Raw genomic sequence first — 25,666 nt, 5'->3', positions numbered from 1 at the left:
TCAGACAACCGCCGCGCGGGCGATCTCTGCCTCTGACAGATTGTATTTCGCGGCAAAGCGCTCCCGCGCCGCAATCAGCCTTGGGTCATTGGGCCGCATCCCCAAAGTACGAATGAATTCAATCCGTTGCTGGTGCTTTAGCGCCTCGCGGTCAATCGCCGTCCCCATCGCGCGGTCAATCACGGCCCCGCCGGGGCTGACGTGGAACCACTTGCTGAAATCACGGAAGTGATGCTGGTTGTGCAGTGTGGTCACATACCGCTCTACCCGCGTTTTTGGCACGTTCACATGGGCGGTCATGTGGAACCATTCATAGACCAGAAAGGTCAGCACCCCGCCAACTGGCACGATGGCCACGGCGATCCAGCCCGCCTGCGGCACACCAAACAGGGCAAGAACACCCCACAGCAGCCCTCCGTTCACCAGTAGCATCGGCAAAGCGACCCAGATCGGCACGAAAAACAGCTTGGTGTTGGTCGGGAAATCATGATGACCGTAGTGCGCCATATACAGCAGGTTGAATGCCCATTGCGCCCGCGGGGGCGACAGGTGGAACACATAGCGGTGCAGGTTGTATTCATTCAGCATCTGCGCGGCGACCCCCAAGGGGATCAGCGCCCAGACCCATAGCGGCGCGAACAGCGCCAAGCCAACCAGCCCCGCCCCACAGGCGACCGCCATCACCACGACGGCCGCATGCGAGAACATGATACGCAAGCGCATCATCAGCGGTACCCCTTACTCGGGCGACAGGGTTTCATAGCGCAACCCTTTGGCGGTGTCCTTGTCGAACCCCTTCCAATAGCTGTGATCCTCCTTCGGAGTGCCGTCCTCGTTCATCGACCAGACCCCGTCGTTGGAGTTTTCGACCAGATCAAGATAGGCCCCCATCTCGGCATCGCCCTTGAGGTGCTGCGCCATCCAGACGGTGGCGAAATGTTGCGCGATGTTGTTCATGCGCACCGTGTCCCAGACCGGATCGGTATAGTGGCCCGACACGTTGAACCCCAGATCAGCGTCATCGCGAAAGGATTCCGCAGGCGCAGGCATCGGGGCCGCCGCATTGTGGCCGCCGTTTTCAAAGGTAAGCAAGGCGCGGTCGACGCTGCTGGCGTTTTCCCAAATGGCGCGCACGCCTTTTTCGTACAGCGATACCATATCCTCGGACCCGGCCATGAACAGCATCGGGATCTGCACGCCCTTCAAGCCTTCGGCATCCCAGAAGCCCGTGTTCATGCCCCAGGGGCCGATCGCGATGGCGGTCTTGATCCTTGGGTCGGGCAGGTTGTTATGCGTCTCGGACCCCGCCTGATGGATGCCCAAAGTGCCATGCGGCCCACCCCAGCCATAGCCGACCGACGCTTCGGTCACGCCACCACCTGCGGTGATCACCGCGCCGTAGCCGCCCATGGAATAGCCAATCAAACCGGTGTTATCCGCATCCACCAACCCATTGAGAAAAGAGCTTTCGTCTTGCGACAGACGCGCCATTTCATCCAGCACGAAAAGCTGGTCCAGCGACCGGTTCACCAGCGTAGAGCCAAAGGCCGCCTGCGTGCGATAGGTGGAATCAAGGTGATCGATGGACGCCACGACATAGCCCTTCGACGCGATATTCTCGGCCAGATGGGACATCAGGAAGCGGTTGCCGGGATAGCCGTGGGAAACGATGACCAGCGGATAGGCCGCGTCGGGCTGTGCGGGGTCCGCGTCGCGCATAGCTTTGCCTTGCAAGGTGACCTCGGTCTTGCCATCGCGGATGAACGCCTTGATCGCGGTGTCGCCGGTGGCCCCGTCCGCGGCGGGGTACCAGACCTCGACGGTCAGCGGGCGATCATAGCGCGGCAGGGTTTCAGGCTTGTCCGCTGCGGGATCGATGGACAGGATATCGATCTGGTCCTTATGCACCAGATCAAGCTGGCGCACGCCGATCGCTTCGTCGCCATAGGCCGCCATATCAGGGGCTGTGGGCATCTGGGTATCGATCCGGTTCTCGGCCAGCGCCATGGGCGCGGCCATCGCCGTGACCACCGCCAGCACGGGCCCCGTTGTCATTGTTGAAACTCGCATTGAACTCTCTCCCGTTTTATATGCGGCTACTGCGCGCAGCCTGTCTTTTGTCAGGAACCAAGCTATCGCGTTCGCGCCACCATGCAAGCATCATGCGAAGGTTTCGTTACGTTAGGGAAATGGGCCAAACATTCCGCCCCTCTTCCCGCATGGCGAGGGATTATTGGCCGGTGGCCTTGCTCGTGGCTTGACCTTGGCGGGCATACGGTCAAAACAAATCCCATGACAACAGCCACCCTCTCTATCGACCTCAATGCGATTGCCGCCAATTGGCAGGCGCTGAACAAAATGACCGGCTGCGACACCGGTGCCGTGATCAAGGCAAACGCCTATGGTCTGGGCGTTGACCGCGTGGCCCCGGTTCTCGCCGCCCAAGGCGCGCGCAAGTTCTTTGTCGCTGTCGCGGAAGAGGGCGTGGCCCTGCGTCGCGTGTTGGGGCCCGGCCCTGCGATCAACGTCTTTGCGGGGCATATGCCCGGTGACGCCGATATGATCCGAAGCGCGGCCCTGACGCCGATGATCAATTCGGTCGACCAGATGATCGCCCATGTCGAAGCCCTGCCCGGCCATCGTTTCGGGGTGCAGCTGAACAGCGGCATGAACCGCCTTGGCATGGACCCCGCGGAATGGGCCGCGCTGCGCGACATCGCCCTGGCGCAGAACCCGACCTTGATCATGTCGCATCTGGCCTGCGCGGATGAACCGAACCACCCTATGAATGCCCGCCAGCTCAAGACGTTCCGCGAGATGACGGATGGGTTGAACGTGCCACGATCCTTGGCCGCGACGGGGGGGATCATGCTTGGCCGTGACTACCACTTTGACCTGACCCGCCCGGGCATCGGGGTCTACGGCGGATTGCCCTTCGCCGATGCGATGCCGGTGGTGACGCTGGATGTGCCTGTCATTCAGGTGCGCGAAGTCGCCACGGGCCAGACCGTCGGCTATGGCTGCGCCTGGACGGCCCCCCGCCCGACATTGGTCGCCACGATCGCAGCGGGTTATGCCGACGGGTTGATCCGCGCCTTGGGCAACGGGGCCACTTTCACCCACGAGGGGCGCAAACTGCCCGTGGTCGGACGTGTCTCTATGGATCTGATCACCGTCGATGTGACCAGCCTGACAGAGGTGCCAGAGCATTTGCAGCTGATCGGGAACTATCAGTCTGTGGATACGGTCGCCGGGTTTGCGGGCACCATCGGCTACGAGGTGCTGACCGCGCTTGGCGCGCGCTATGACCGGGTCTATGTGGAGTGATGGGGCACCACGCCCCCGCGCAGATCGCTTAGATATGCTGCTGCGCGTCGCAAACCTGTCTTTGCTGATCCTCTACCCCGTTGCATGGGCCGCGCCCTTGTTGCGGGCGGGCGTGCTGCCACTGTTCGGGCTCACCGAAATCTCTGTCCTGAGCGGTCTGAAATCCCTATGGGACACCGACCTGTTTCTGGCGCTGATCGTCGCGGTTTTTGCCCTTATCGCACCCTATGTTAAGACCGTCGGCCTGACGCTGGTTCAGTTCCGCCTGATCGGCCCGCGCGCCCTGCCCGTCTTGCAGGCAATCGGCAAATTGGCGATGGCGGATGTGTTTCTGATCGCCCTTTATGTGACCCTGTCAAAGGGGATCGGCATCGGGCGGATCGAGACGGCTTGGGGGCTATACCTGTTTACAGTCTGCGTCCTCGCATCCCTGTTTATCGGGCACCGCGCGCAGAAAATCGCCTAAGCAAGCCGGCGTTTTCACGCGACCAATCCACCCGCCTGGGTAGAATTGCTCGGAATTTCCCGAGTAAAATCGATTCATTTACGGAAATTTCAAGATTTTCTTCGCCTTTTGCCAACATCGGCATATTCTTGCTTACAACAGCAACTCAAGCACAAGGTGAGACAGATGAACGCGTTGACGGCACTTATTCAGTATCTTTTTCAAAGACTCGCATTCGCGGTTTTCGCTGTTGCCGCCGTGGCGATCACCGTCTGTACCGTTATGGCCGCGCTTGGCCAATGGGCTTGGATTGAACTGCCGCTCAACTATGACGGGCAACCCGTTGAGAATGCAGGGATGTATGCGCAGATCGGCCTGACCATTCTGGCCGTGGGCATCTGCTTTTTCATCCCCACCAACCGCCGCATCATGCAGCTTGAAACATCGCACCGCAAATTTGCGCTCAACATGGACGACATCACCCGCGCCTACGGGGCGGTGCATGCGGCGGATCGCGGTGACGTTTTTCACATGTCTTCCGAATTCGACTCGGTCCGCGAACGGCTGGCCTATCTGCGCGATCACCCTGACCTTAGCACCCTTGAACCCGCCCTTCTGGAAGTCGCCGCGCAGATGAGCCACATCTCGAAAGAGCTGGCGACCGTCTATGCCGACGAGAAAATCGAACGCGCGCGCAATTTCCTAAAGCAGCGTCAGGAAGAAGTGAACCTGTTCAACAGCCGTCTGGATCAGGCCAAAGGCATCACATCCGAGATGAAGCACTGGCTGCACGAGGTTGAGCTGGAAGAAAGCGTGGCCGCAGCACAGCTGGACCGCCTGCGCGCCGAAATGCGCGAGATCATGCCCGAACTGGGAATCGAACGTACCGTATCGGCGGATGAAATGGCCCGCGATTCACGCGTGGTAGAGCTGCCCCCGAAAGCAGCGGAGTAACCCCGCGCAGGCACCAAGGTTTTGCTTTGACGTTTCCCCTTTGTTCGGCCAGAAAGACGCATGGCTAAATCTCCCGTTACATTTTCGTGCACGGCTTGCGGTGCGACCTATAACAAATGGTCCGGGCGCTGTGATGCCTGCGGCGAATGGAATACGATCCAGCAGGACAAGGGCATTTCATCCGGCCCGCCCAGCAAATCGCTTGGCACCCGTCGCGGCGCGGCGATGGTGTTGACCGACCTCACCACCAAGGACACGCCCCCGCCCCGCAGCCAATCCGGCATTGCCGAGCTGGACCGCGTTTTGGGCGGCGGGCTGGTGCCCTCCTCTGCCATTCTGGTGGGCGGTGATCCGGGCATCGGGAAATCCACCCTTTTGCTGCAAGCAGCGGCCCATTTTGCCCGCAGCGGTTTGAAAACAATCTACGTCAGCGGAGAGGAAGCCTCGGCGCAGGTCCGTATGCGGGCGCAGCGTTTGGGGCTGTCCGACGCCTCGGTGCAACTGGCCGCCGAAACCAATCTGCGCGATATCCTGACCACGCTTGAAGAGGTGAAGCCCGATCTGGTCATCATCGATTCGATACAGACCATGTGGGCCGATAACGTCGATTCCGCCCCCGGGTCCGTCAGTCAGGTCCGCGCCGCCGCGCACGAGCTGACAAGCTTTGCCAAACGGCGCGGCGTTTCCGTGATTCTTGTGGGGCATGTCACCAAGGACGGGCAGATCGCGGGGCCGCGCGTGGTCGAGCATATGGTCGATACCGTGCTGTATTTCGAGGGCGAGCGCGGCCACCAGTTCCGCATCCTGCGCGCGGTCAAGAACCGCTTTGGCCCCGCAGACGAGATCGGCGTGTTCGAGATGACCGGCGAAGGGCTGGCAGAGGTCACCAACCCCTCTGCCCTGTTTCTGTCCGAACGCGGCACGCCCGCCGCGGGGTCAGTGGTTTTCGCAGGTATCGAAGGCACCCGCCCTGTTTTATGCGAGCTTCAGGCGCTTGTGGCCCCGTCGCCTCATTCGCAGGCGCGGCGTACGGTCGTGGGCTGGGACGGGGGACGGCTTGCGATGATCCTCGCTGTGCTAGAGGCCCGTTGCGGCATCCCCTTTGCGGGGCTTGATGTTTACCTCAACGTGGCAGGCGGCATGAAAATCTCGGAGCCGGCCGCGGATTTGGCGGTCGCGGCCGCGTTGCTCAGCGCGCGCGAAGACGTGGCTTTGCCCGCGGAAACCGTTGTTTTCGGCGAAATCAGCCTGTCCGGTGCGCTACGCCCCGCCAGTCAGACCGAAAACAGGTTGAAAGAAGCGCAAAAACTTGGTTTTACCAGCGCCATCGCGCCCGCGGGCGGAAAACCGGTGGGCAAGAACGGCATAACGCTTAACACCATGAGCGATCTCACCGGATTTGTAGGCGAAATATTCGGGGCTGGCTAACCGCCCCTTCAAGGAAGGCAAGACGACCATGGAAGGTTTTACCATCATTGACGGGGTTGTGGCGCTTGTCATCGTTCTGTCGGCTTTGCTGGCTTATGGCCGCGGGCTTGTACGCGAATTTATGGCGATCGTGGGCTGGATTGCCGCCGCGATCCTTGCGTTTCTTTTTGCGCCGCAGGTTGAACCGCTGGTGTCAGAGATCCCTGTTGTGGGCGAATTCCTTGCCGACAGTTGTGAACTATCGATTATCGGGGCGTTTGCCATCGTCTTTGCCATCGCGCTGATTGTGGTCTCGCTGTTCACCCCGTTGTTTTCGTCGCTGGTGCAGCGGTCTGTTCTGGGTGGTCTGGATCAGGGGCTCGGGTTTCTTTTCGGCGTGGCGCGCGGCATTCTTTTGGTCGCCATCGCCTTCTTTGTCTATGACACCGTGATCACCGGCCAGACCTTCACCATGGTGGACGAAAGCCGGTCGGCACAGGTCTTCGGGCGCTTTACCGGCCAGATCGAAGAGCAGAACCCAGAAGCCGCATTGGGCTGGATCACCACCCGCTACGAGGCTTTGGTTGGGGCCTGCGGTGCCTAATCGCCGCTGACGCTGCCAAAAGTTATCCATGCGCCCCCGTTTTCGGGGGCGTTTGCGTTTCTGCCATATGTTGCATCGCAGCATATGCGGGGGCAAAATGTAACGGCGGGGTGACAAGGCCCGCCCAAAGTCCTACATAGCCCCTATCCCTTCATCGGATTCGGAGTTGCCCCGTTGTCCAAGATCATGCCCCCCGCGCACCCGTTTGATTCCTCCTATCTGCGTGATGCAGATGACGGGGATAAACTCAAAGAAGAATGCGGGGTGTTCGGCGTGATCGGCGTTGCAGACGCCTCGAACTTTGTGGCCCTCGGCCTGCACGCGTTGCAGCACCGTGGTCAGGAAGCCGGCGGGATCGTCAGCTATGACCCCGCTGCCGGTTTCCAGTCCGCCCGCCGCTTCGGCTATGTGCGCGACAACTTCACCTCGCAAAAGGTGATGGAGACGCTGCCCGGCGAACTGTCTATCGGGCATGTGCGTTATTCGACCTCTGGTCACAAAGGCCCGACAGCGATCCGCGATGTGCAGCCCTTCTTTGGCGAATTCGCCATGGGCGGTGCCGCGATTGCCCATAATGGCAATATCACCAACGCCAACGCCCTGCGCCGCGAGCTGATTGAACGCGGGTCGATCTTCCAGTCCTCGTCGGACAGCGAATGTATCATCCACCTGATGGCGCGGTCCCTGCAACGCAACATTCCCGAACGCATGGAAGACGCGCTGCGCCGTGTCGAAGGCGCGTTTTCGGTCGTGGCGATGACCCGCACCAAGCTGATCGGTGTGCGCGATCCTTTGGGTGTCCGCCCGCTGGTTCTGGGCAAGCTTGGCGACGGTTGGGCGCTCAGCTCTGAGACCTGCGCGCTGGATATCATCGGTGCCGAATTCGTCCGCGAGATCGAGCCCGGCGAGATGGTCGTGATCACCCCTTCGGGCGTCGAAAGCCATTTCCCCTTCCGCCGTGTCGCATCGCGTTTCTGTATCTTTGAACACGTCTATTTCAGCCGCCCCGACAGCATCCTTGGCGGTCGTTCGGTCTATGAAACCCGCGAAGCCATCGGGCGCGAGCTGGCAAAGGAATCGCCGGTAGAGGCGGATCTTGTCTGCCCCGTCCCCGACAGCGGCACGCCTGCGGCCATCGGTTTCAGCCTCGAATCGGGTATTCCCTATGCGATGGGGATTATCCGCAACCAATACATGGGCCGGACCTTCATCGAACCAACCGAACAGATCCGCAACATGGGCGTGCGGCTAAAGCTCAACGTGAACCGCGCGCTGATCAAGGGCAAGCGGGTCATTCTGGTAGACGATTCGGTTGTGCGTGGCACCACCAGCCGCAAGATCAAAGAGATGATCCTTGATGCCGGCGCGAAAGAGGTCCACTTCCGCATTGCTTCGCCCCCCACCGCGTGGCCCTGTTTCTACGGTGTGGACACGCCGCAACGTGAAAAGCTGCTGGCGGCCACCATGTCCGAAGAGGAAATGCGCGAGCATTTGCAAGTTGATAGCCTCAAGTTCATTTCGCTCGACGGGCTTTACCGCGCCGTGGGCGAGGCAGAGGGTCGCAACAACAAGTGCCCTCAATATTGCGATGCCTGCTTCTCGGGCGATTACCCCGTCACCCCTGCCGACCAGATCAATCAAGGGTTCGAGATGAAGCCAGCCGCCGAATAAAGCCGCCGCTTCGCGACAAGTTCCGCAAGGGCGGGCGCAGGGTTCAACCCCTCGCCCGCCCTTTTGCTATTTTGCGCCCCCGTACCGCTGGCAAAGCTTTGCCGACGTGCAAGCCAGTCTTTGCCAGCTTCCCCCGCGCCCTCTTTCGGCTGTCAGGCAGCTTTGTTAGCCCCTCGGTCTAACCATTCTTTGCCCCCCTAAGCGCAGCAAGAGGCACCCATGTCGACTGACGAAAAAGGCACTCCGACCCCGCAGAAAACACTCAATCTGGCTACGCAGCAGGCGTCCCTGCCCAAGCTCGCCCTGATTGGTACCTTCGGCAGCCTGACCGACCCCGGCGCGTTGATCCGCGATGGCCGCGGACGCATCCACCGCGTGACATTGAACGACAAGATCAGCGACGGCATCGTCGCCGCCATTGGCGACGACAGCGTAGTTCTGGCGCAGCGCGGGCGCACGGTGACGCTCAAACTTCCCAAAGGGTGAAACGCCCCGCGACATGACCCCGGGTGCCGCGCCCCTCTTGACGGGGCGCGGTGGCTCAGGCAAAGCCACCCCATGACAAAAACAGCTCTTATCACTGGCGCGTCCCGCGGTCTTGGTGCCGCCCTGGCCGAAGCACTTTGCGACACGCATCACATCATTGCAGTCGCCAAAACCACCGGTGCCCTGGAAGAGCTGGACGACCGCATCCAGTCCCGCGGCGGCAGCGCGACATTGGCCCCGATGGACATCACCAATGCCGATGCGATGGCGACCCTGTGCCGTGGCATCTATGACCGCTGGGGCAGCCTTGATCTGTGGCTGCACACCGCTGTCCATGCCGCCCCCTTGGCCCCGACCGATCACATCGACGCCAAAGACATGGCCAAATCGGTCGCCTGTAACGTCACCGCCACCTCGACCCTGATCACCTATGTGGCACCGCTACTGGGGCAGTCGGGTCAGGCCGTGTTCTTTGACGATCCGGTTGTGGCGACCAAGTTCTTTGGCAGCTACGGGGCCACCAAGGCCGCGCAGATCGCGCTGGCCAAAAGCTGGCAGTCCGAAGCCGTGGCAATCGGCCCGCGCGTCCACATCATGACCCCCGCCCCCATGCCAACCGCGACACGCGCGCGTTTCCACCCCGGTGAAGACCGCGAGGCGCTGAACACGCCACAGTCACAAGCCGCTGAAATTCTGGCGCAACTGGCTGTTTCCCAGCCTTAAAACATGATGCGGTGAAGGCTCCTGCCTTGCCGCGCCGCGCCCCGTCGCCTATCAAGGCGCAAAGGGGAATTTATGCGCATTCTGATCACCAACGACGACGGTATTCACGCCCCGGGTCTGAAGACCCTGCAGGGCATTGCCACCGACCTGGCCGGACCCGATGGCGAGGTCTGGACCGTGGCCCCCGCCTATGAACAATCCGGCGTCGGGCATTGCATCAGCTACACCAAGCCGATGATGGTCGAAAAGGTCAGCGACCGGCGCTTTTCGGTCGAGGGCAGCCCGGCCGATTGTGTGATGGCGGCACTGCATGACTGTATGCTGGATGCCCGCCCTGATCTGGTGCTGTCCGGTGTGAACCGCGGCAACAACGCGGCTGAAAACACGCTCTATTCCGGCACGATCGGTGGCGCGATGGAGGCGGCGCTGCAAGGCATCCCCGCCGTGGCGCTGTCGCAATACTACGGCCCTGCCAACCGCGATCTGGATGACCCGTTCGAGGCCGCCGCCGGCCACGGGGCCGATGTGATCCGCCGTATTCTGGATGCGACACCGGCGCATGGGGATGGCTACCGTCTGTTCTATAACGTGAATTTTCCGCCCGTCGCAGCGGCAGAGGTTCAGGGCATCCGTTTGGCCCCCCAGGGGATGCGCCGCGATACCAGCTTTTCCACGATCCCGCAGCTGTCGCCCTCGGGGCGGCGGTTCTTGTGGATCAAGGGCGCGGACCAGCAGATCCCGACGGACGACGGCACCGACGCCGCGCTGAACCTTGACGGCTATATCTCGGTCACGCCCATGCGCGCCGACCTCACCGCTCATGATACATTTGACGCGCTAAAAGCCATCAATACATGAACGACGAAGAAGACATCACAGACGCGACACGCAAGATGCAATTTCTTTACGCACTCCGTTCCAAGGGCGTCACCGATGCCCGTGTCCTGAACGCGATGGAGCAGATCGACCGAGGTCCCTTCATCCGCGGCCTTTTCGCGTCCCGCGCCTACGAGGACATGCCCCTGCCGATCGCCTGCGGTCAGACCATCAGCCAGCCTTCGGTTGTGGCGCTGATGACGCAGGCGCTGGATGTGTCGTCGCGTGACAAGGTGCTCGAGGTGGGGACCGGATCAGGCTATCAGGCCGCGATCCTCAGCAAACTGGCGCGGCGCGTCTATACCATCGACCGCCACCGCAGACTGGTGGTAGAGGCCCGCCAGATCTTCGAGGATCTGGCCCTGTCCAACATCACGGCGATCATAGGCGACGGCAGCTTTGGCTTGCCCGAACAGGCCCCCTTTGACCGGATCATCGTGACCGCCGCCGCCGAAGACCCCCCCGGCCCGCTTCTGGCTCAGCTCAAGGTGGGCGGCATCATGGTCGTGCCCGTGGGCCAGTCGGACACGGTTCAACACCTCATACGTGTACGCAAAACCGAGACCGGGCTGGAATATGACGAGCTGCGCAAGGTCCGCTTTGTTCCCTTGCTTGAAGGGCTGGGAAAAGACGGCTAAATGCAGTATAGCAAGGGGAACTCCGCCCGAACGGGGACCCCAAGGCGCTGACGGCACCGAAGACGAGGACGAGCAGATGACCCAACCAAACGTGACCCGTACCCTCAGGCTGACGGTACTGGCGGGCAGCTCTGCGCTTTTGCTCGCCGCTTGTGAACAGCCCCTTGATATGGATTTGCGCGGCGGCTTTGGCGACGGTTTCACCACCGCCCACGCAGCCACCGGCCCGCTGGATGAACGCCCCGCACCGGACAACCGCGGTGTGATTTCCTACCCCAACTATCAGGTCGCTGTGGCGCGGCGTGGCGATACGCTGTCTGACGTGGCCACCCGCGTGGGTGCCGATGTGGGCAGCCTGTCGCGCTACAACGGCATCGACCCCACTGTCCCCCTCCGCAAGGGAGAGATCATCGCCCTACCGACCCGCGTGGCCGAACCCTCGCCCGCGACTGGCGCGTCGGGCACCGGTCCGATCACCACTGCAGCGGTCGATATCCAGACTATCGCAGGCGGCGCGATCAACCGGGCGCCCGCCACCCCCGGCGTGCAGACCACCACCCTGCCCTCGGCGCAGACCACCACCCGCGAGAACCCCGCGAAACAGACCGGGATCGAGCCTGTGCGCCACAAGGTGGAACGTGGGGAAACCGCCTATACCATCGCGCGTCTCTATGCCGTGCCGGTTGAAACGCTGGCCGAATGGAACGGGCTTGGCGCTGATTTCTCTGTCCGCGAAGGGCAGTTCCTGCTGATCCCCGTGGCGCAGCAGGCCGCCCCGAAACGCAGCGCCGCGGTCCCTGCTGCCGCGACGGCCACTGCGCCGACAACGACCAGCTTGCCCGGCACCGGATCGCCAACGCCGACCCCGCCAAGCGCCGCGAAACCGCTACCGCCTGTGGACGAGAAGCCCGCCGCGCCAAAGCCCGAACCCGCCGCAGCCAAGCCTGTCGCCGATGTGGGCAAGACGACGCAACCCGCCTCTTCGGGCCGCATGTCGCCCCCCGTGCAGGGCAGCATCATCCGCGCCTATTCCAAGGGCAAGAACGAGGGCATCAACATCAAGGGCACACCGGGCGCTGCGGTCAAAGCCGCCGATAGCGGCACCGTCGCCGCGATCACCAAAAGCGCCGAGGGCGTGCCGATTGTCGTGATCCGCCACCCTGACAACCTGCTGACCGTCTATGCCAACGTCGCCAATGTGTCGGTCGCCAAAGGGGATAGCGTCTCGAAAGGGGCAAGCATCGCCAAACTGCGCCCGGGCGATGATTCATTCGTACATTTCGAGGTGCGCAAAGGCTTTGATAGCGTCGATCCGACGCCCTACCTGAACTAAGCCAACTGGAAAACGGAACAGCTTCAACGCGCGGCCCCTTTTCGGGGCCGCTGTCTTTTGCGAAGGCCGTTTATCGCTTACAGCGCGACGCCGCGCCGCCCTGCCAGATCAACGAAATACTGCCACGCCACACGGCCCGACCGCGCCCCACGGGTCGCTTGCCATTCGATCGCCTCGGCGTGCAGAGTCTTGGCGTCAATCTCGACCCCGTAGGCCTCGCAATAGCCGCGGATCATATCCAGATACTGTTTCTGGTCGCAGGGATGGAAGCCCAGCCACAGCCCGAACCGATCCGACAGCGAGACTTTCTCTTCCACCGCCTCGGCAGGGTTGATGGCAGAGCCACGTTCGTTCTCGATCATGTCACGGGGCATCAGATGCCGCCGGTTCGACGTGGCGTAAAGCACGACATTCTCTGGCCGTCCCTCGATCCCGCCATCCAGCACCGCCTTCAGCGATTTGTAATGCGCGTCATCATGACCAAAGCTCAGATCATCGCAATAAAGGATAAACCGTTGCCGCGCACCGCGCAGCAGGCTCAGCAGACGGCCCACCGATGGCAAGTCCTCGCGTTGCAGTTCCACGATGCGCAGACGGTCGTGCGTCTCGCGGACATGGGCGTGTACGGCTTTCACAAGGCTCGACTTGCCCATCCCGCGCGCGCCCCACAGCAGGGCGTTGTTGGCGGGCAGACCGGCGGCGAACTGCATCGTGTTGGCCAGCAACGTGTCGCGCGCACGATCCACCCCGACCAGCAGCGACAGATCAACCTTGCTGACCGTTTCGACCGGTGCCAGATGGTCCGGCCCTGTCTGCCAGACAAAGGCCCCCGCTACATCAAAATCCGGGGCTTTCAGCGGCGGAGGAGACATCCTCTCCAACGCCGCTGCAATACGGTCCATCGGGTCACGGTTCACTTCAGGTCGTCCTCATCCTCTTCGAACTCTGCGAGGATCGGGTCATCATATTCGTCGTCATAATACCCGTCTGCGCGCAGCTGTTCTTCTCGTTTGCGTTCAACCCGCCCTACAAGAAAGATAGAGATTTCGTAAAGCCCGTAGACCACAACAAACAGGATCCCTTGGGTGATCACATCCGGCGGCGTGACAAGTGCGGCCAGCACCAGAATACCAACCACCGCATATTTGCGCACGTTGCCAAGCCCTTCGGCGCTGACCAGTCCGGCCTTCCCCATCAGGGTCAGCAATACGGGCAGCTGAAAGCACAGCCCAAAGGCCACGATGAACTTGATCGTCAGGCTCAGATATTCCTGAGCCGACCCCTGGAACGCAATGGCGGCGATCCCGCCTGCGTTATCCGTCCCCTCGCCGACAAGCGTGCCCGCCTGCTGGAACCCAAGAAAGAAATCGAAAGCCAGCGGCGTCACGACATAAAAGGCAAAGGACGCGCCCAAAAAGAACATCAGCGGGCTCGAGATCAGGAAGGGCAGAAACGCGCCCTTCTCGTTCTTGTAAAGCCCCGGTGCCACGAAGCGCCACAGTTGGTAGCTGATATAGGGAAAGCCCAAAACCAGCCCGCCCAGCAAAGAGATAGAGATGGCGACGAAAAAGCCCTCTTGCAGCTTGATCAGGATCAACCCGCAGTCTTCCTGCCCACGCTCGGCCATAGCCGAACACAAAGGGTTCGTCAGGAAGTTAAAGATCGGATTCCAAACGGTAAAACAGATCACCATGCCGATGATAAAGGCGATCACCGAATGGATCAGCCGCGTGCGCAGCTCGGCCAGATGCTCGATCAGCGGGGCGGCGCTGTCGTCAATATCGTCTGATGCACTCATGTGTCACTCTTTTTGGCCGCTGGCGCTTTGGGCGCGGCTTTCTTGGCCACAGGTTTCGCTGCGGCAGGTTTCTTGGCGGCAGGCTTTTTCGCGGGCGTGGCTTTGGCTGGCGCTTTGGCGGCAGCTGCCTTCTTGGCTGGCGCTTTCTTGGCAGGAGCTTTCGCCGCCGGCTTCTCGATCTGCGGCGCGGCGGCGGGTGTCGCGAGTTTCGCTTCTGCCGCATCGGCCTGTGCCAGCGCTTCGGCAGCTTCACGCTGCTTGCGCTCGGCACCGGCACGGGCGGTGGCGGCCTGGATCTTCTTGACATCCTCGGCCCGCTGCGAGGCCAGTTTGCCCGTCTCGCTTTCGGGGTCGAATTTGGACAGGGATTTGGTCGCTGACTTCACTTCGTCCATCGCCGATCCCAGCGGGTTCGTCGCTGTTTTCAACGTCTTGTTCAAACTGGACGACATCTCGCGCATGCCCGTGTCATCGGCGGCATCATTCATCGCATTGCTGAACTCGCGCGCCATCCCCTTGGCCTTGCCCACAAACTGGCCGACCTTGCGAAACAGCACGGGCAGGTCCTTGGGACCCACCACAATCAGCGCGACAACGCCAACGACCAACAGCTCTGACCACCCCATATCAAACATGAGAGCTTACACCCGGTCCTTGTCGGTCTTCGTGTCGGTGACAACAACGGTGTCATCGCTCAGCTCGGCAGTGTCCTTGTCGCCGTTTTTCACGTCATCTTCGCCTTCGCTGATGCCTTTCTTAAAGCTGGTGATGCCCTTGCCGACTTCGCCCATCAGGCTGGAAATCTTGCCGCGCCCGAACAGGACCAGCACCACAACGGCAATCAGCAAAAGACCCGGAAGGCCGATATTGTTCAACATAGTCTCAACTCCATAATCCGAATATGTGGCAGGGGGACTGCCCCCACCGGTAAACTCTGTCTCTTTTTAGGCCCCTGCTCTGGCAGCTTGAAGGGCCAAAGCGTTTCCCTCGCCGCGCGGCCCCGCAAAATTTACGCCCTCCAACGACCACCCCAACACTCCTGACAGTTTTTTGGCAGTTGCCTTGCACCCTGTCCACCTGTGTGGCACAGATAAACCATGCGCCGCAGCGACCGATTGTTTTCCCTGCTCTCCCTCATGGGCGACCACCAGCTTCACCGGGCCGAGGATATGGCGCAGGTAGCGGGCGTGTCCTTGCGCACGCTCTACCGCGACATCGCGCGGCTACAGGCGTCGGGCGTTGCGATCACCGGCACCCGTGGCGCAGGCTACCGGCTGACACCGGCGACGGTGCTGCCGCCGCTATCCCTCTCCCCAGAAGAGATAGAGGCGTTGCAACTCGCCCTCGCCGTTGTGCTTGAAACAACCGACCCCGACCTACAGGCCGCCGCGACCTCTCTGGCGCAAAAAATCGACGCGGCCTTGCCCGAAACCGCACAGCCCGCAACGCAGGACTGGCAGCGCATCGAACACCCTTTCGCCAATGCCGCGCGGGGGATGGGGCATCTGCCCGTGCTGCGCGCCGCAATTCGCGCGCGCCAGAAACTCAGGATCGTCTATAACGCCGACGATGGCACGCTCGATACGCTGGTGCTCCACCCCCACAGGCTCAGCCATGCCGCCCGCAGTTGGACCCTGTCAGGTTGGGATGAAACCAAAGGGCAAAACACGACCCTGCGGCTTGACCTGATCGAGGCAACACACCCGCTGCCCGCGCTATTCACCGCGCCGCCCGCCTTCCAAATGGAATAAATCCTCGCCGAAGGCATCCCGCGGTGCCACAGGGGCAGCCGCCAGCGGTCTACCCTGCCGCATGCACCGGAAAAACAAAACAACGATCGCGGCGCACGGTCAGCCACATGACGGCCCCGGGCTGCGGCAAAAAGACATTGGGCACGGTGGCGCGCAGGGTGCTGCCGTCATGGTCCATGACAAATTCCACGAGACTTTCATTCCCCATGAAACGCGCACGCGCAACAACGGCGCGGGCTGCGGTCCCATCGGTCGAGGTTGGCAACGGCCCCTTGCCCGCACGATCAAAGTCGATGCGCAAATGCTGGGGGCGGAATACGATATCCACCTGCGTCCCATCCGGCACGCCGGGGGCCAGAAACCGGCCAAAGACCGTATGCGCCAGCGCCCCAGACACCTCGGCCCGCAGCACATTCGCGTCCGAGAAAAACGCCACCGACGCGCGGTCGACGGGACGCGTATACACGTTATAGGGGGCCCCCTGCTGCACGATCTTGCCATCGCGCATCAAGGCGATCTCGTCTGCCATGCGCATGGCTTCCTCGGGCTCGTGGGTGACCAGCAAGACGGCGGTACCTTCCTCTTTCAGGATGCCCAAAGTCTCGTCCCGGATGTCATCGCGCAGCCGGTTATCAAGACCCGAGAAGGGCTCGTCCATCAGCATGATCTTGGGCCGTGGGGCCAAGGCACGCGCCAGCGCCACGCGCTGTTGTTCGCCCCCTGACAGTTGATGGGGATAGCCGTCGATAAATCGCAGCAGGTCCACACGTTCAAGCAGTTCCTCGATACGGGCGCGGCGTTCGGCCTTGGTGCCGGTTTTCAGGCCAAAGCCCACGTTGTCGGCCACGCTAAGATGCGGAAACAGCGCGAAATCCTGAAACATCAACCCGATCTCGCGCCGTTCGGGGGGCACGCGGAAAACCGTGTCACAGATCAGCTTGCCATCAACGTGGATCGTACCGCTGTCCTGCATCTCGACGCCGGCGATCATCCGCAGGGTGGTCGACTTGCCACAGCCCGATGGCCCCAGAAGGCAGGTCACCTGCCCCGGCATGATTTTCAGGCTGACATCATCCACGACGGCCCGCCCGCCATAGGCGCGCTGCAGGTTCTTGATCTCCAGTCTCGGGTGCACGTCAGTCACTTCAGTCATGGGCGCGGTCTAATCCGATCAATTCGCTCGGGATCGACCGCTATCAGCCCCGCCGCGCGCCCGCAAGCACCGCCGCGAAGCCTGCGACCAGAACGACCACACAAATCACCAAAAGCTGTTCGTATTTATGCCCCTCTGGCAGCACCGCGGCAAAGGCGGGCCACGCACGGGCAAAATAGGCAAAGGCCCCGATCATCGCCGCCCCGAAGGCTGCCAGATAGGCCCATAGGGCGATCTGCCGCTGCATCACCAGCCCGACCACCAGCACCGGCGTCAGGAACATCGACGCGGTACCCGACACGGCCACCGCATCGAACAGCGTCGCATTGCCCCAGAGCGTCAGCACCGTGCCCGCGGCCATAAAGCCCAGCATCACGATCCGCCCGCCGTTCAGGCTACGCGGTGCGAGCTTCAGCTCTTCAACCACCAGACGCGCGGCAGAAGAGAGCGCGGAATCCAGCGTGCTCAGCGCCGAGACCAGCAGCGAAATCATCAGCGCCACAAACACCCACGCAGGAAACATCGTGGCCCAGGTGCCGATCAGCTCGCCCTCGTAGGCCGCACCGACAAGGCTCGCCTGAATGCCGAAGAACCCGAAGCCGATGATACACAGGGTCGAGATCCAGAAGGCATGCAGAAAGGACCGGCGCGTCACCTCCGGGTCGGCGATAAAGCCCCGGTCCATCATCACGGGATCATGCGCGGGGTAGGAAAACACTTGCAACAACGCCACGGCCAGCAAGACCCAGCCGTTATAGGCCCCTGCGGTCCCCGGTGCCGTGACAACCGCCCCCAGATCAAAGCCGGGCGACACGACCAGCGCCACAAAGGCGACACCGAAAACCACGAGGAACACGACCATCTGCACCACATCGGTGCGCAGCGCGGCACTTAGCCCGCCCCAAGCGGAATAGCCCAGCCCCACGAGCGCCACGATCAGGATCGCAGGCGTGCCGCTGCCCGCCAGCACGGCGTTAAAGATCAGCCCCACCACCAGCAGATTGGCAAACACCTCGGACAAGAGCCGCAGCGCGATGACCAGATTATAGCAGGCATTGCCCGCCCCGCCAAAGCGCGCGCCCAGCCAATCCTGCACCGACAGGGCACCGTTCTGGCGCAGACGCCCGACGATAAAGCCCCCGGTCAGGAAAGACCCGTAGTAGGCTGCATAGGCCAGCGTGCCCGCGATGCCGTAGTAATATCCCAGGATCGCCGCGTTCATCAGGCTGCGCGCGAAAATCCATGTGGTGACCTGGCTGAGCACCAGCGTCCAAAGCCCCGGCGCACCGCCTTGGGCCGTCATCCCGCCAAAGAACCCCTCGACCGAGGCGCGACGCGGTGCGGCCAGCAGACTTGCGGCGATGATGGCACCGAAGAGGACAAACAGAACAATGGGGGACATCCGGGAATACCTTTGAAAGGGACAGTAACGTCCATGGGTAGCCTAGCACAAACCGCCGCGCTATCTGTTGCGCGGCGGTCTGTCGTAAACGTGATGAAATATGTCAGACGGGCGCGCGTGCCGCGCGGACATCACAGCGCCCGCCCCTCGCCCTTACATCGTGATATTGGTCGCCCCGCCGTCAAGCAGCAAGTTCTGCCCGACGATAAAGCCCGCGTGTTGCGAGCACAGGAAGGCACAGGCCGCGCCGAATTCATGCCGCGTGCCATAGCGCCCTGCGGGAATCGTCGATGCGCGCTCGGTGCGGGCCTCTTCCAGCGTGATGCCCTTTTGTTTGACGACGCCGCCATCCAGTGCATCGGCACGGTCGGTGGCGTGGATGCCGGGCAGCAGGTTGTTGATCGTGACACCCTTGCCCGCGACCTGACGCGAGGTGCCCGCGACATAGCCGGTCAGACCGGTACGGGCCGAGTTGCTGAGCCCCAGAACGCCGATTGGCGCGCGCACGGATTGCGAGGTGATGTTGACGACGCGGCCCCAGCCACGGTCCATCATCGCGGGCACCAGCGCCTTGATCATCGCGATGGGGGCCAACATGTTCGCATCGAGCGCCTTGATGAAATCCTCGCGGTCCCAATCGCTCCACATGCCGGGGGGTGGGCCGCCTGCGTTATTGACCAGAATGTCGATCTGGCCCGCGGCCTCCAGCACCAGCTTCTGGCCTTCGTCCGTGGCGATATCGGCGGCGATGGTGGTGACCTCGACGCCATAGTCCTGACGGATGCGTTCGGCGGCTGTTTCCAGATCAGCGGCACCGCGTGCGTTCATCACCAGATCCACACCCGCTTCGGCCAGCGCCTCTGCGCAGCCCAAGCCGAGGCCCTTTGACGATGCGCAAACCAATGCGCGTTTTCCCTTGATTCCCAGATCCATAGCGATCTCTCCCGGTTAGTGTTCGCGCAAGTCGTAGCACTGTCTTCGCGGACAATGCCAGCAAAAGGCCAAAGGCTTGACCCGAATGGGACACAATCCTATGGCAAAGAGATACGAACCACCGGCAGTTGTGTGACTGCCGGCCCCGATATCATTCATCTTTCGCGCGCAAAGGCCCGCCCCATGACCTCGCCCCGTCCTTCCCCTCCGCAAAGCGTCCCTGTCTTTCGTGCGACGCAATTCACGGCGACGGATGGTGCGAATATGGGCGACACGCTGTCTTTTGCCTCGGAACTGCTGCTGGATGATGTGTACGAGCTGTCCTACGGGGCGGAACCAGTGCGCCTGTCGATCCAGACGGCACCGGATGGCAGCCTGTCGATCGCGCCCGATACGCAAACCGGCACCAGCGGGGCCGCCCTGCATCTGGATTGCGCGCTGACCTTCATGTCACCTGACGGGCAGATCAACGATGCGATCCTGCTGGTCGAAGTGGCCGATGACGGCCATGCCGAAGCGATCTATCTCATCCCGCTCAGCGCGCTGTCGTCCAAAGTGGAATACCGGCTGGTTGGCATCGACACCGAGACGATGCGCCAGAAGTTCGCGCAAGTGGCGTGTGTGTCCTTCACCCGCGGCACGCATATCACCATGGCCACCGGTGAGCAGCGCCCGATCGAAGAACTCTGCGTCGGGGACAAGGTCCTGACCCGCGATGACGGTGTGCAGGCGATCCGCTGGATCGGACAAAGCACCGTGCGCGCGGTTGGCGAATTCGCCCCGATCTGCATCAACGCGGGCACTTTGAACAACGACAATGACCTGATCGTCAGCCCCGATCACCGCCTGTTCATCTACCAGCGCGAAGACCGTCTGGGCGCCGGCCGGTCAGAGCTGCTGGTCAAGGTCCGCCATTTGGTCAACGGCGATACGGTACGGGTACAGGACGGCGGCTTTGTCGACTATTTCCAACTGCTGTTTGACGGGCACCAGATCATCTATGCCGAAGGCATCGCGGCGGAATCCATGCTGATCGACAGCCGCACCAAAGGCGTGCTGCCGCAAGAGCTGTCGGACGCCATGGGCGATGTCATCCCCGGCCATTCCGACCTGCCCCATGCGGGGCTGGATGTGTCGGAACCCCTGCTAGACCGCCCCGACGCGGCAGAACTGCTGCGCCGCGCCAGCATGCGCTGATCAACCAAAGAATTCCTCGCGCACGATCTTGCCATTGGCCACCTGGTAGATGGCAACCTCTTTCATCTCCATCTCGGTGCCGCTGTCCTTTTCGCGCGCCGCAACATCAAAGATGACGGCAAAGCGGTCATCGCCGTGGAGCATCGGGTCGCTGACATTCTGACGCGTCACCTCCATCGCGCTGTCCCACCACGCATGCTTGCCCTTGATGCCCTCAAGGCCCTGCGTCTCGCGCCCGTTTCCGTGGTCCATCCCTTCAACCGACACGGCGTCCTGCGCGTAAAGCCGATCAAGGTTCGCCACCTCATGGCCCTCGCGGCAGCCTTTTACCAACGCATCTGCGATCTCTTTCAATTCCATTGTCACACCCCCTCTGGTTTCATCTGCGCCCATCATACCGCAGTTTCGCGCCGACCCCCAAGAAAATGCCACCAACCGCCTGATCCAAGCAGACTTGCGCGTGTGTACGGGCGTGGATATATGCCAATCCATGTTGGATACCCCCTCAAACCGCCCCGCTTTGCCTGCCGAAATCGCTCGGCGTCGCACCTTTGCGATCATTTCCCACCCCGATGCGGGGAAAACCACGCTGACAGAGAAATTCCTGCTGTTCGGCGGGGCGATCCAGATGGCCGGACAGGTCCGCGCCAAGGGCGAGGCGCGACGCACCCGCTCTGACTTTATGGCTATGGAAAAGGATCGCGGCATTTCTGTCTCGGCCTCGGCCATGTCGTTCGATTTCATGAACAAGGGCACGAATTTCCGCTTTAACCTTGTGGATACGCCCGGCCACTCTGATTTTTCCGAAGATACCTACCGCACGCTGACCGCCGTTGACGCGGCCGTGATGGTAATTGACGGCGCGAAAGGCGTGGAAAGCCAGACGCAAAAGCTGTTCGAGGTCTGCCGCATGCGCGACCTGCCGATCCTGACATTCTGTAACAAGATGGACCGCGAAAGCCGCGATGTCTTCGAGATCATCGACGAAATTCAGGAAAACCTTGCCATTGATGTGACCCCTGCAAGCTGGCCCATCGGCGTGGGCCGCGACTTTATCGGCTGCTACGACATCCTGCGCGACCGGCTTGAACTGATGGACCGTGCAGACCGGAACAAGGTCGCTGAGAGCATTGCGATCGAAGGGTTGGATGACCCGAAACTGGCCGAACACGTGCCCGCCGCCCTGCTTGAGAAACTGCGCGAAGACCTTGAGATGGTACGCGAGCTGATGCCGCCGCTGGATGCGGCGCTGATGGCCGAAGGGTCGCTGACACCGATCTGGTTCGGCTCTGCGATCAACAGCTTTGGCGTCAAGGAACTGATGGACGGCATCGCCACCTACGGCCCCGAACCGCAGATTCAATCGGCAGAGCCAAGACAGATTTTACCTGAAGAACCAAAGGTTTCCGGCTTTGTCTTCAAGGTTCAGGCGAACATGGACCCCAAGCACCGCGACCGCGTGGCCTTTGTCCGTCTGGCGTCGGGCCATTTTACCCGTGGCATGAAACTGACCCATGTGCGGTCCAAGAAAACCATGTCTGTCACCAACCCCGTGATGTTCCTTGCCGCCGACCGCGAGCTGGCCGAGGAAGCATGGGCCGGTGACATCATCGGCATTCCCAACCACGGGCAGCTGCGCATCGGTGACACCCTGACCGAGGGCGAGGCGATCCGCGTCAGTGGCATCCCGTCCTTCGCGCCAGAGCTGTTGCAGGGCGTGCGCGCGGGCGATCCGATGAAATCGAAACACCTTGAAAAAGCGCTGATGCAATTCGCCGAAGAAGGTGCGGCGAAGGTCTTTAAACCCGCCATCGGCTCGGGCTTTGTTGTGGGCGTCGTCGGGCAGCTACAGTTCGAAGTGCTCGCCAGCCGGATCGAGCTGGAATACGGGCTGCCGGTGCGGTTCGAACAATCGCAGTTCACCTCGGCTCGCTGGGTGAACGGTGACCGGCAAGCCGTTGATAAGTTTACAGAAGCCAACAAACAGCATATCGCCCATGACCACGATGGCGACATCGTTTACCTGACGCGGCTGCAATGGGATATCGACCGTGTGGACCGCGATTACCCCGATGTGCGCCTGACCGCGACCAAGGAAATGATGGTCTGACTTGGGCTTGCCAGCCCGACCGACGCACCGCAAACTGGCCCCATGACTGATGTGACATGGGGCATCGCCTCTACCATTCTGGCACCGACGCGCGACATATTGCAGTTCGCCGCCTATCATCTGGCGGCGGGCGCGCAGCGGCTTTACATCTATCTGGATGCGCCCAATGACGAGGCCTTTGCCCATCTCGACGCTCATCCCAAGATCCGCGTCATCACCTGCGACGCGCGCTATTGGAAGCAGCGCAAACGTGACCGGCCAGACGCCCACCAGCAACGCCAGACGGCAAACGCGACCCATGCCTACAACCGCCGCCGCGAGGTGGACTGGCTGATCCACATGGATGCGGACGAGTATCTGGTCGCAGGCCGCCCGATCGCTGACATTCTGGCCGATATCCCGCAAGCTGCGCCGGCCACCCGCATCCGCCCGATGGAGCAGCTTTCAGGCGATCCGACGGCGTTCAAGGGCTTCATCCCCGCCGGCCCCGACCGCGCGCGCATTGTGGCAGAGCTTTATCCGACCTATGGCGCTTATTTGAAGGGCGGGTTTCTCAGCCATCTAGCGGGCAAGGTATTTGTCCGCACGGGGCTGCCGAATATGCATCTGCGCATCCACAACGTCTTTCAAAAGGGCGAGATGCTGGACTGTCACGACGCTCCGCCCGAGATCACGCTGGCCCATGCCCATGCGAAAACATGGGACGACTGGATCGCCGCGTACCGCTACCGCGTCACCAAGGGCAGCTACCGCCCCGAACTGCGCCCCAACCGCCCCTACGACCAAGGCGGTCTGTCGCTCAACGACCTTTTCTCGATGATAGAGAGTGAAAGCGGCGAGGAAGGGTTGCGCGCGTTTTTCGACGAAGTCTGCGCAGATACACCGGAATTGCGCAGCCGCCTGCGCGACCACGGGCTGCTACGCGAGGTTGATCTGGCGCTGCCCGACCAACTGGCAACACATTTCCCCCGTTTCACAGGGCTTTAGCGCATCCATTTGACGCGACGGGGAGTCTTTGTTAATGGGTGCAGAACATGTCGCGGAGAGCCTCCGCCCCTTGGGCCATGCGGGCCGACATGAATGCTGCCGCGGGCCAAGTGTATGTCCGCTATCATCGGACACACATGACAAAATTTTCTGATCTAAACCTTAATCCTAAAGTCCTGAAAGCCATTGATGAGGCCGGGTATGAAACCCCCACGCCAATTCAGGCCGGCGCGATCCCCCCTGCCCTTGAAGGCAAGGACGTCTTGGGAATCGCCCAAACAGGCACCGGCAAAACTGCCAGCTTTACCCTGCCCATGATCACCCTGCTTGCCCGTGGCCGCGCCCGCGCCCGGATGCCGCGCAGTCTGGTGCTGTGCCCCACGCGGGAACTGGCAGCACAGGTGGCCGAGAACTTCGACACCTATACCAAGCACCTGAAACTGACCAAAGCGCTGCTGATCGGCGGCGTGTCGTTCGGAGAGCAGGACAAGCTGATCGACAAGGGCGTTGACGTTTTGATCGCCACGCCCGGCCGTCTGATCGACCACTTTGAGCGCGGCAAGCTGATCTTGTCCGACGTGAAGATCATGGTCGTAGACGAAGCCGACCGGATGCTGGATATGGGGTTCATCCCCGATATCGAACGCATCTTCCAGATGACGCCCTTTACCCGTCAGACGCTGTTCTTCTCGGCCACGATGGCCCCCGAGATCGAGCGGATTACGAACACCTTCCTCTCTGCGCCCGAGCGTATCGAAGTCGCCCGTCAGGCCACCACAAGCGAGAATATCGATCAAGGCGTGCTGATGTTCAAAGCCTCGCGCAAGGACCGCGAAGCGACGGAGAAACGCAAAGTGCTGCGCGCGTTGATCGACGCCGAAGGCGACAAATGCACCAACGCGATCATCTTCTGTAACCGCAAGATGGATGTGGATACGGTCGCTAAGTCGTTGAAGAAATACGGCTATGACGCGGCTCCGATCCATGGGGATCTTGATCAAAGCCAGCGGACCAAAACACTGGAAGGGTTCCGCAACGGCGATCTGCGCTTCCTTGTTGCCTCTGACGTGGCGGCGCGCGGTCTTGATGTGCCGTCGGTGAGCCACGTGTATAACTACGACGTGCCCTCCCATGCCGAGGATTACGTGCACCGGATCGGCCGCACGGGTCGCGCGGGACGTGATGGCAAGGCGATCATGATCTGCGTCCCGCGGGACGAAAAGAACCTCGAAGACGTTGAACGTCTGGTACAGCGCGAGATCCCGCGCCTCGACAACCCCTTGGGCGGTTCGGAGGCAAAAGCGGCCCCCGCGGCAGAGGCCAAGACAGCCGACGCCCCCGCTGCGAAATCCGATGACGCGGCTAAATCTGAAAAGCCCAAACGCACCCGCACGCGCAGCCGCAAAAAGCCTGATGCGGCTAAGGTTGACGCTGAACAGACAGAGACGGCGCAGGCGGACAGCCCCAAGGCGGACAAATCCGATGCCAAAGCGGACGCCAAATCTGATGCAAAGCCGCAAGACAAAAAGTCGGACAAACCAGCCAAGGAGTCCGCAGATAAAGCCCCTGCCCAAAAGGCAGACGCCGCTCAGGACGACAAACCCAACAACCGTCGCGGTGGCCGTGGCGGGCGCGGTGATAACAACCGCAATGACAACAACCGTCAGCAGAACAACCGAAACGACAACCGCGTCGTCGGTCTGGGCGATCACACGCCCGAGTTCATCGGCCTAAGCTTTGCCGAGCGTCGCGAATAACCCCGCGCACCACTGACAGAAACGATTAAAGGCGCAGGGCATCCTCTGCGCCTTTTTCTTTGTGTTTACCGCTTTGCCTTGCAGCAGCTCCGACGCGCCACACCCTGCCCCCAC

26 protein-coding genes are annotated in these 25,666 nt (G+C 61.6%); 16 read left to right on the top strand and 10 right to left on the bottom strand.

What is annotated here, in order from left to right:
• The gene (locus IV89_RS07675) at window positions 1-726 is read right to left on the bottom strand and encodes a sterol desaturase family protein (protein WP_037944440.1); all 726 of its coding nucleotides are present in this window, start codon (window positions 724-726) and stop codon (window positions 1-3) included.
• Window positions 727-738: 12 nt separating this feature from the next.
• Window positions 739-2,055, bottom strand: coding sequence for a dienelactone hydrolase family protein (locus IV89_RS07670; protein WP_037944441.1), 1,317 nt, complete (start codon window positions 2,053-2,055; stop codon window positions 739-741).
• Window positions 2,056-2,292: 237 nt separating this feature from the next.
• Here IV89_RS07670 and alr point away from each other — a divergent pair, with 237 nt between their 5' ends.
• The 11 genes from alr to IV89_RS07615 all read left to right on the top strand — a co-directional run bounded on the left by alr (window position 2,293) and on the right by IV89_RS07615 (window position 12,464).
• Entirely contained in the window at window positions 2,293-3,327 is a 1,035-nt protein-coding gene (gene alr / locus IV89_RS07665) for an alanine racemase (RefSeq protein ID WP_037944442.1), read from the top strand.
• Window positions 3,317-3,793, top strand: coding sequence for a paraquat-inducible protein A (locus IV89_RS07660; RefSeq protein WP_037944443.1), 477 nt, complete (start codon window positions 3,317-3,319; stop codon window positions 3,791-3,793). The genes alr and IV89_RS07660 overlap by 11 nt, the downstream gene beginning before the upstream one ends.
• Before the next feature lie 165 nt (window positions 3,794-3,958).
• Window positions 3,959-4,726: a hypothetical protein gene (locus tag IV89_RS07655; protein WP_037944444.1), complete on the top strand. Its 768-nt coding sequence runs from the start codon at window positions 3,959-3,961 to the stop codon at window positions 4,724-4,726.
• 60 nt (window positions 4,727-4,786) lie between these two features.
• On the top strand, window positions 4,787-6,154 hold the full coding sequence (radA, locus tag IV89_RS07650) for a DNA repair protein RadA (RefSeq protein WP_005853906.1): 1,368 nt from the start codon (window positions 4,787-4,789) through the stop codon (window positions 6,152-6,154).
• Between the two features lie 28 nt (window positions 6,155-6,182).
• A complete protein-coding gene (locus tag IV89_RS07645; RefSeq protein ID WP_005853908.1) occupies window positions 6,183-6,737 on the top strand; it encodes a CvpA family protein in 555 nt (184 codons plus the stop codon).
• A 186-nt stretch (window positions 6,738-6,923) separates the two neighbouring features.
• Complete coding sequence (gene purF / locus IV89_RS07640; RefSeq protein WP_037944446.1) at window positions 6,924-8,408, top strand: amidophosphoribosyltransferase; 1,485 nt, start codon at window positions 6,924-6,926, stop codon at window positions 8,406-8,408.
• A 219-nt stretch (window positions 8,409-8,627) separates the two neighbouring features.
• The gene (locus IV89_RS07635; RefSeq protein WP_005853915.1) at window positions 8,628-8,894 is read left to right on the top strand and encodes a hypothetical protein; all 267 of its coding nucleotides are present in this window, start codon (window positions 8,628-8,630) and stop codon (window positions 8,892-8,894) included.
• 72 nt (window positions 8,895-8,966) lie between these two features.
• Window positions 8,967-9,617, top strand: a complete 651-nt coding sequence (locus IV89_RS07630; protein WP_009824837.1) for an SDR family NAD(P)-dependent oxidoreductase — start codon at window positions 8,967-8,969, stop codon at window positions 9,615-9,617.
• Between the two features lie 72 nt (window positions 9,618-9,689).
• The gene (gene surE / locus IV89_RS07625) at window positions 9,690-10,475 is read left to right on the top strand and encodes a 5'/3'-nucleotidase SurE (RefSeq protein WP_037944447.1); all 786 of its coding nucleotides are present in this window, start codon (window positions 9,690-9,692) and stop codon (window positions 10,473-10,475) included.
• Window positions 10,472-11,131, top strand: coding sequence for a protein-L-isoaspartate(D-aspartate) O-methyltransferase (locus IV89_RS07620; RefSeq protein ID WP_005853921.1), 660 nt, complete (start codon window positions 10,472-10,474; stop codon window positions 11,129-11,131). The genes surE and IV89_RS07620 overlap by 4 nt, the downstream gene beginning before the upstream one ends.
• A 76-nt stretch (window positions 11,132-11,207) precedes the next feature.
• Complete coding sequence (locus IV89_RS07615) at window positions 11,208-12,464, top strand: LysM peptidoglycan-binding domain-containing protein (RefSeq protein WP_005853923.1); 1,257 nt, start codon at window positions 11,208-11,210, stop codon at window positions 12,462-12,464.
• A 77-nt stretch (window positions 12,465-12,541) separates the two neighbouring features.
• Here IV89_RS07615 and IV89_RS07610 read toward each other — a convergent pair whose 3' ends face one another.
• The 4 genes from IV89_RS07610 to IV89_RS07595 are packed head-to-tail and all read right to left on the bottom strand — an operon-like array spanning window position 12,542 to window position 15,140.
• Window positions 12,542-13,381 (bottom strand): ATP-binding protein, encoded by an 840-nt coding sequence (locus IV89_RS07610; protein WP_107277689.1) that lies wholly within the window; start codon window positions 13,379-13,381, stop codon window positions 12,542-12,544.
• Window positions 13,378-14,262, bottom strand: a complete 885-nt coding sequence (tatC, locus tag IV89_RS07605; protein ID WP_005853927.1) for a twin-arginine translocase subunit TatC — start codon at window positions 14,260-14,262, stop codon at window positions 13,378-13,380. The genes IV89_RS07610 and tatC overlap by 4 nt, the downstream gene beginning before the upstream one ends.
• Window positions 14,259-14,897 (bottom strand): Sec-independent protein translocase protein TatB, encoded by a 639-nt coding sequence (tatB, locus tag IV89_RS07600; RefSeq protein ID WP_037944450.1) that lies wholly within the window; start codon window positions 14,895-14,897, stop codon window positions 14,259-14,261. Before tatB ends, tatC begins: the two co-directional genes overlap by 4 nt.
• A 6-nt stretch (window positions 14,898-14,903) precedes the next feature.
• Window positions 14,904-15,140: a twin-arginine translocase TatA/TatE family subunit gene (locus tag IV89_RS07595; protein ID WP_005853930.1), complete on the bottom strand. Its 237-nt coding sequence runs from the start codon at window positions 15,138-15,140 to the stop codon at window positions 14,904-14,906.
• A 219-nt stretch (window positions 15,141-15,359) separates the two neighbouring features.
• On the opposite strand from IV89_RS07595, the gene IV89_RS07590 reads away from it, so the two are divergent.
• Window positions 15,360-16,013, top strand: coding sequence for a WYL domain-containing protein (locus IV89_RS07590; protein WP_037944451.1), 654 nt, complete (start codon window positions 15,360-15,362; stop codon window positions 16,011-16,013).
• 49 nt (window positions 16,014-16,062) lie between these two features.
• Here the strand turns inward: IV89_RS07590 and IV89_RS07585 are convergent, their stop codons facing one another.
• The 3 genes from IV89_RS07585 to IV89_RS07575 form a co-directional block, all read right to left on the bottom strand.
• Window positions 16,063-17,166: an ABC transporter ATP-binding protein gene (locus IV89_RS07585; protein ID WP_005853933.1), complete on the bottom strand. Its 1,104-nt coding sequence runs from the start codon at window positions 17,164-17,166 to the stop codon at window positions 16,063-16,065.
• Between the two features lie 43 nt (window positions 17,167-17,209).
• A complete protein-coding gene (locus IV89_RS07580; RefSeq protein WP_037944452.1) occupies window positions 17,210-18,568 on the bottom strand; it encodes a sodium:proline symporter in 1,359 nt (452 codons plus the stop codon).
• A 153-nt stretch (window positions 18,569-18,721) separates the two neighbouring features.
• Window positions 18,722-19,501 (bottom strand): SDR family oxidoreductase, encoded by a 780-nt coding sequence (locus tag IV89_RS07575; RefSeq protein ID WP_005853937.1) that lies wholly within the window; start codon window positions 19,499-19,501, stop codon window positions 18,722-18,724.
• 183 nt (window positions 19,502-19,684) lie between these two features.
• Between IV89_RS07575 and IV89_RS07570 the strand changes: the two genes are divergently transcribed.
• Window positions 19,685-20,698: a Hint domain-containing protein gene (locus tag IV89_RS07570; RefSeq protein WP_005853939.1), complete on the top strand. Its 1,014-nt coding sequence runs from the start codon at window positions 19,685-19,687 to the stop codon at window positions 20,696-20,698.
• Here the strand turns inward: IV89_RS07570 and IV89_RS07565 are convergent, their stop codons facing one another.
• Window positions 20,699-21,058 (bottom strand): nuclear transport factor 2 family protein, encoded by a 360-nt coding sequence (locus tag IV89_RS07565; RefSeq protein WP_037944453.1) that lies wholly within the window; start codon window positions 21,056-21,058, stop codon window positions 20,699-20,701.
• 130 nt (window positions 21,059-21,188) lie between these two features.
• Between IV89_RS07565 and IV89_RS07560 the strand changes: the two genes are divergently transcribed.
• From IV89_RS07560 to IV89_RS07550, 3 genes are all read left to right on the top strand, one after another.
• The gene (locus IV89_RS07560; RefSeq protein WP_005853943.1) at window positions 21,189-22,808 is read left to right on the top strand and encodes a peptide chain release factor 3; all 1,620 of its coding nucleotides are present in this window, start codon (window positions 21,189-21,191) and stop codon (window positions 22,806-22,808) included.
• A 42-nt stretch (window positions 22,809-22,850) separates the two neighbouring features.
• Window positions 22,851-23,795: a glycosyltransferase family 2 protein gene (locus IV89_RS07555; protein WP_037944454.1), complete on the top strand. Its 945-nt coding sequence runs from the start codon at window positions 22,851-22,853 to the stop codon at window positions 23,793-23,795.
• 137 nt (window positions 23,796-23,932) lie between these two features.
• Window positions 23,933-25,552, top strand: coding sequence for a DEAD/DEAH box helicase (locus IV89_RS07550; RefSeq protein ID WP_037945049.1), 1,620 nt, complete (start codon window positions 23,933-23,935; stop codon window positions 25,550-25,552).
• The last annotated feature ends 114 nt before the right edge of the window (window positions 25,553-25,666 follow it).

Origin of the sequence: Sulfitobacter sp. CB2047 (assembly GCF_000735125.2) — a bacterium.
Classification (GTDB): domain Bacteria; phylum Pseudomonadota; class Alphaproteobacteria; order Rhodobacterales; family Rhodobacteraceae; genus Sulfitobacter; species Sulfitobacter pontiacus.
The sequence above is the reverse complement of the archived record's forward strand: the minus strand, read 5'-3'. Positions and strand labels throughout refer to the sequence as shown.

Excerpts from the sequence above, each read along its gene's own strand:
- IV89_RS07675 (WP_037944440.1), bottom strand. The coding sequence starts at position 726 with ATGATGCGCTTGCGTATCATGTTCTCGCATGCGGCCGTCGTGGTGATG.
- IV89_RS07670 (WP_037944441.1), bottom strand. The coding sequence starts at position 2,055 with ATGACAACGGGGCCCGTGCTGGCGGTGGTCACGGCGATGGCCGCGCCC.
- alr (WP_037944442.1), top strand. The coding sequence starts at position 2,293 with ATGACAACAGCCACCCTCTCTATCGACCTCAATGCGATTGCCGCCAAT.
- IV89_RS07660 (WP_037944443.1), top strand. The coding sequence starts at position 3,317 with ATGTGGAGTGATGGGGCACCACGCCCCCGCGCAGATCGCTTAGATATG.
- IV89_RS07655 (WP_037944444.1), top strand. The coding sequence starts at position 3,959 with ATGAACGCGTTGACGGCACTTATTCAGTATCTTTTTCAAAGACTCGCA.
- radA (WP_005853906.1), top strand. The coding sequence starts at position 4,787 with ATGGCTAAATCTCCCGTTACATTTTCGTGCACGGCTTGCGGTGCGACC.
- IV89_RS07645 (WP_005853908.1), top strand. The coding sequence starts at position 6,183 with ATGGAAGGTTTTACCATCATTGACGGGGTTGTGGCGCTTGTCATCGTT.
- purF (WP_037944446.1), top strand. The coding sequence starts at position 6,924 with ATGCCCCCCGCGCACCCGTTTGATTCCTCCTATCTGCGTGATGCAGAT.
- IV89_RS07635 (WP_005853915.1), top strand. The coding sequence starts at position 8,628 with ATGTCGACTGACGAAAAAGGCACTCCGACCCCGCAGAAAACACTCAAT.
- IV89_RS07630 (WP_009824837.1), top strand. The coding sequence starts at position 8,967 with ATGACAAAAACAGCTCTTATCACTGGCGCGTCCCGCGGTCTTGGTGCC.
- surE (WP_037944447.1), top strand. The coding sequence starts at position 9,690 with ATGCGCATTCTGATCACCAACGACGACGGTATTCACGCCCCGGGTCTG.
- IV89_RS07620 (WP_005853921.1), top strand. The coding sequence starts at position 10,472 with ATGAACGACGAAGAAGACATCACAGACGCGACACGCAAGATGCAATTT.
- IV89_RS07615 (WP_005853923.1), top strand. The coding sequence starts at position 11,208 with ATGACCCAACCAAACGTGACCCGTACCCTCAGGCTGACGGTACTGGCG.
- tatC (WP_005853927.1), bottom strand. The coding sequence starts at position 14,262 with ATGAGTGCATCAGACGATATTGACGACAGCGCCGCCCCGCTGATCGAG.
- tatB (WP_037944450.1), bottom strand. The coding sequence starts at position 14,897 with ATGTTTGATATGGGGTGGTCAGAGCTGTTGGTCGTTGGCGTTGTCGCG.
- IV89_RS07595 (WP_005853930.1), bottom strand. The coding sequence starts at position 15,140 with ATGTTGAACAATATCGGCCTTCCGGGTCTTTTGCTGATTGCCGTTGTG.
- IV89_RS07590 (WP_037944451.1), top strand. The coding sequence starts at position 15,360 with ATGCGCCGCAGCGACCGATTGTTTTCCCTGCTCTCCCTCATGGGCGAC.
- IV89_RS07585 (WP_005853933.1), bottom strand. The coding sequence starts at position 17,166 with ATGACTGAAGTGACTGACGTGCACCCGAGACTGGAGATCAAGAACCTG.
- IV89_RS07580 (WP_037944452.1), bottom strand. The coding sequence starts at position 18,568 with ATGTCCCCCATTGTTCTGTTTGTCCTCTTCGGTGCCATCATCGCCGCA.
- IV89_RS07575 (WP_005853937.1), bottom strand. The coding sequence starts at position 19,501 with ATGGATCTGGGAATCAAGGGAAAACGCGCATTGGTTTGCGCATCGTCA.
- IV89_RS07570 (WP_005853939.1), top strand. The coding sequence starts at position 19,685 with ATGACCTCGCCCCGTCCTTCCCCTCCGCAAAGCGTCCCTGTCTTTCGT.
- IV89_RS07565 (WP_037944453.1), bottom strand. The coding sequence starts at position 21,058 with ATGGAATTGAAAGAGATCGCAGATGCGTTGGTAAAAGGCTGCCGCGAG.
- IV89_RS07560 (WP_005853943.1), top strand. The coding sequence starts at position 21,189 with ATGTTGGATACCCCCTCAAACCGCCCCGCTTTGCCTGCCGAAATCGCT.
- IV89_RS07555 (WP_037944454.1), top strand. The coding sequence starts at position 22,851 with ATGACTGATGTGACATGGGGCATCGCCTCTACCATTCTGGCACCGACG.
- IV89_RS07550 (WP_037945049.1), top strand. The coding sequence starts at position 23,933 with ATGACAAAATTTTCTGATCTAAACCTTAATCCTAAAGTCCTGAAAGCC.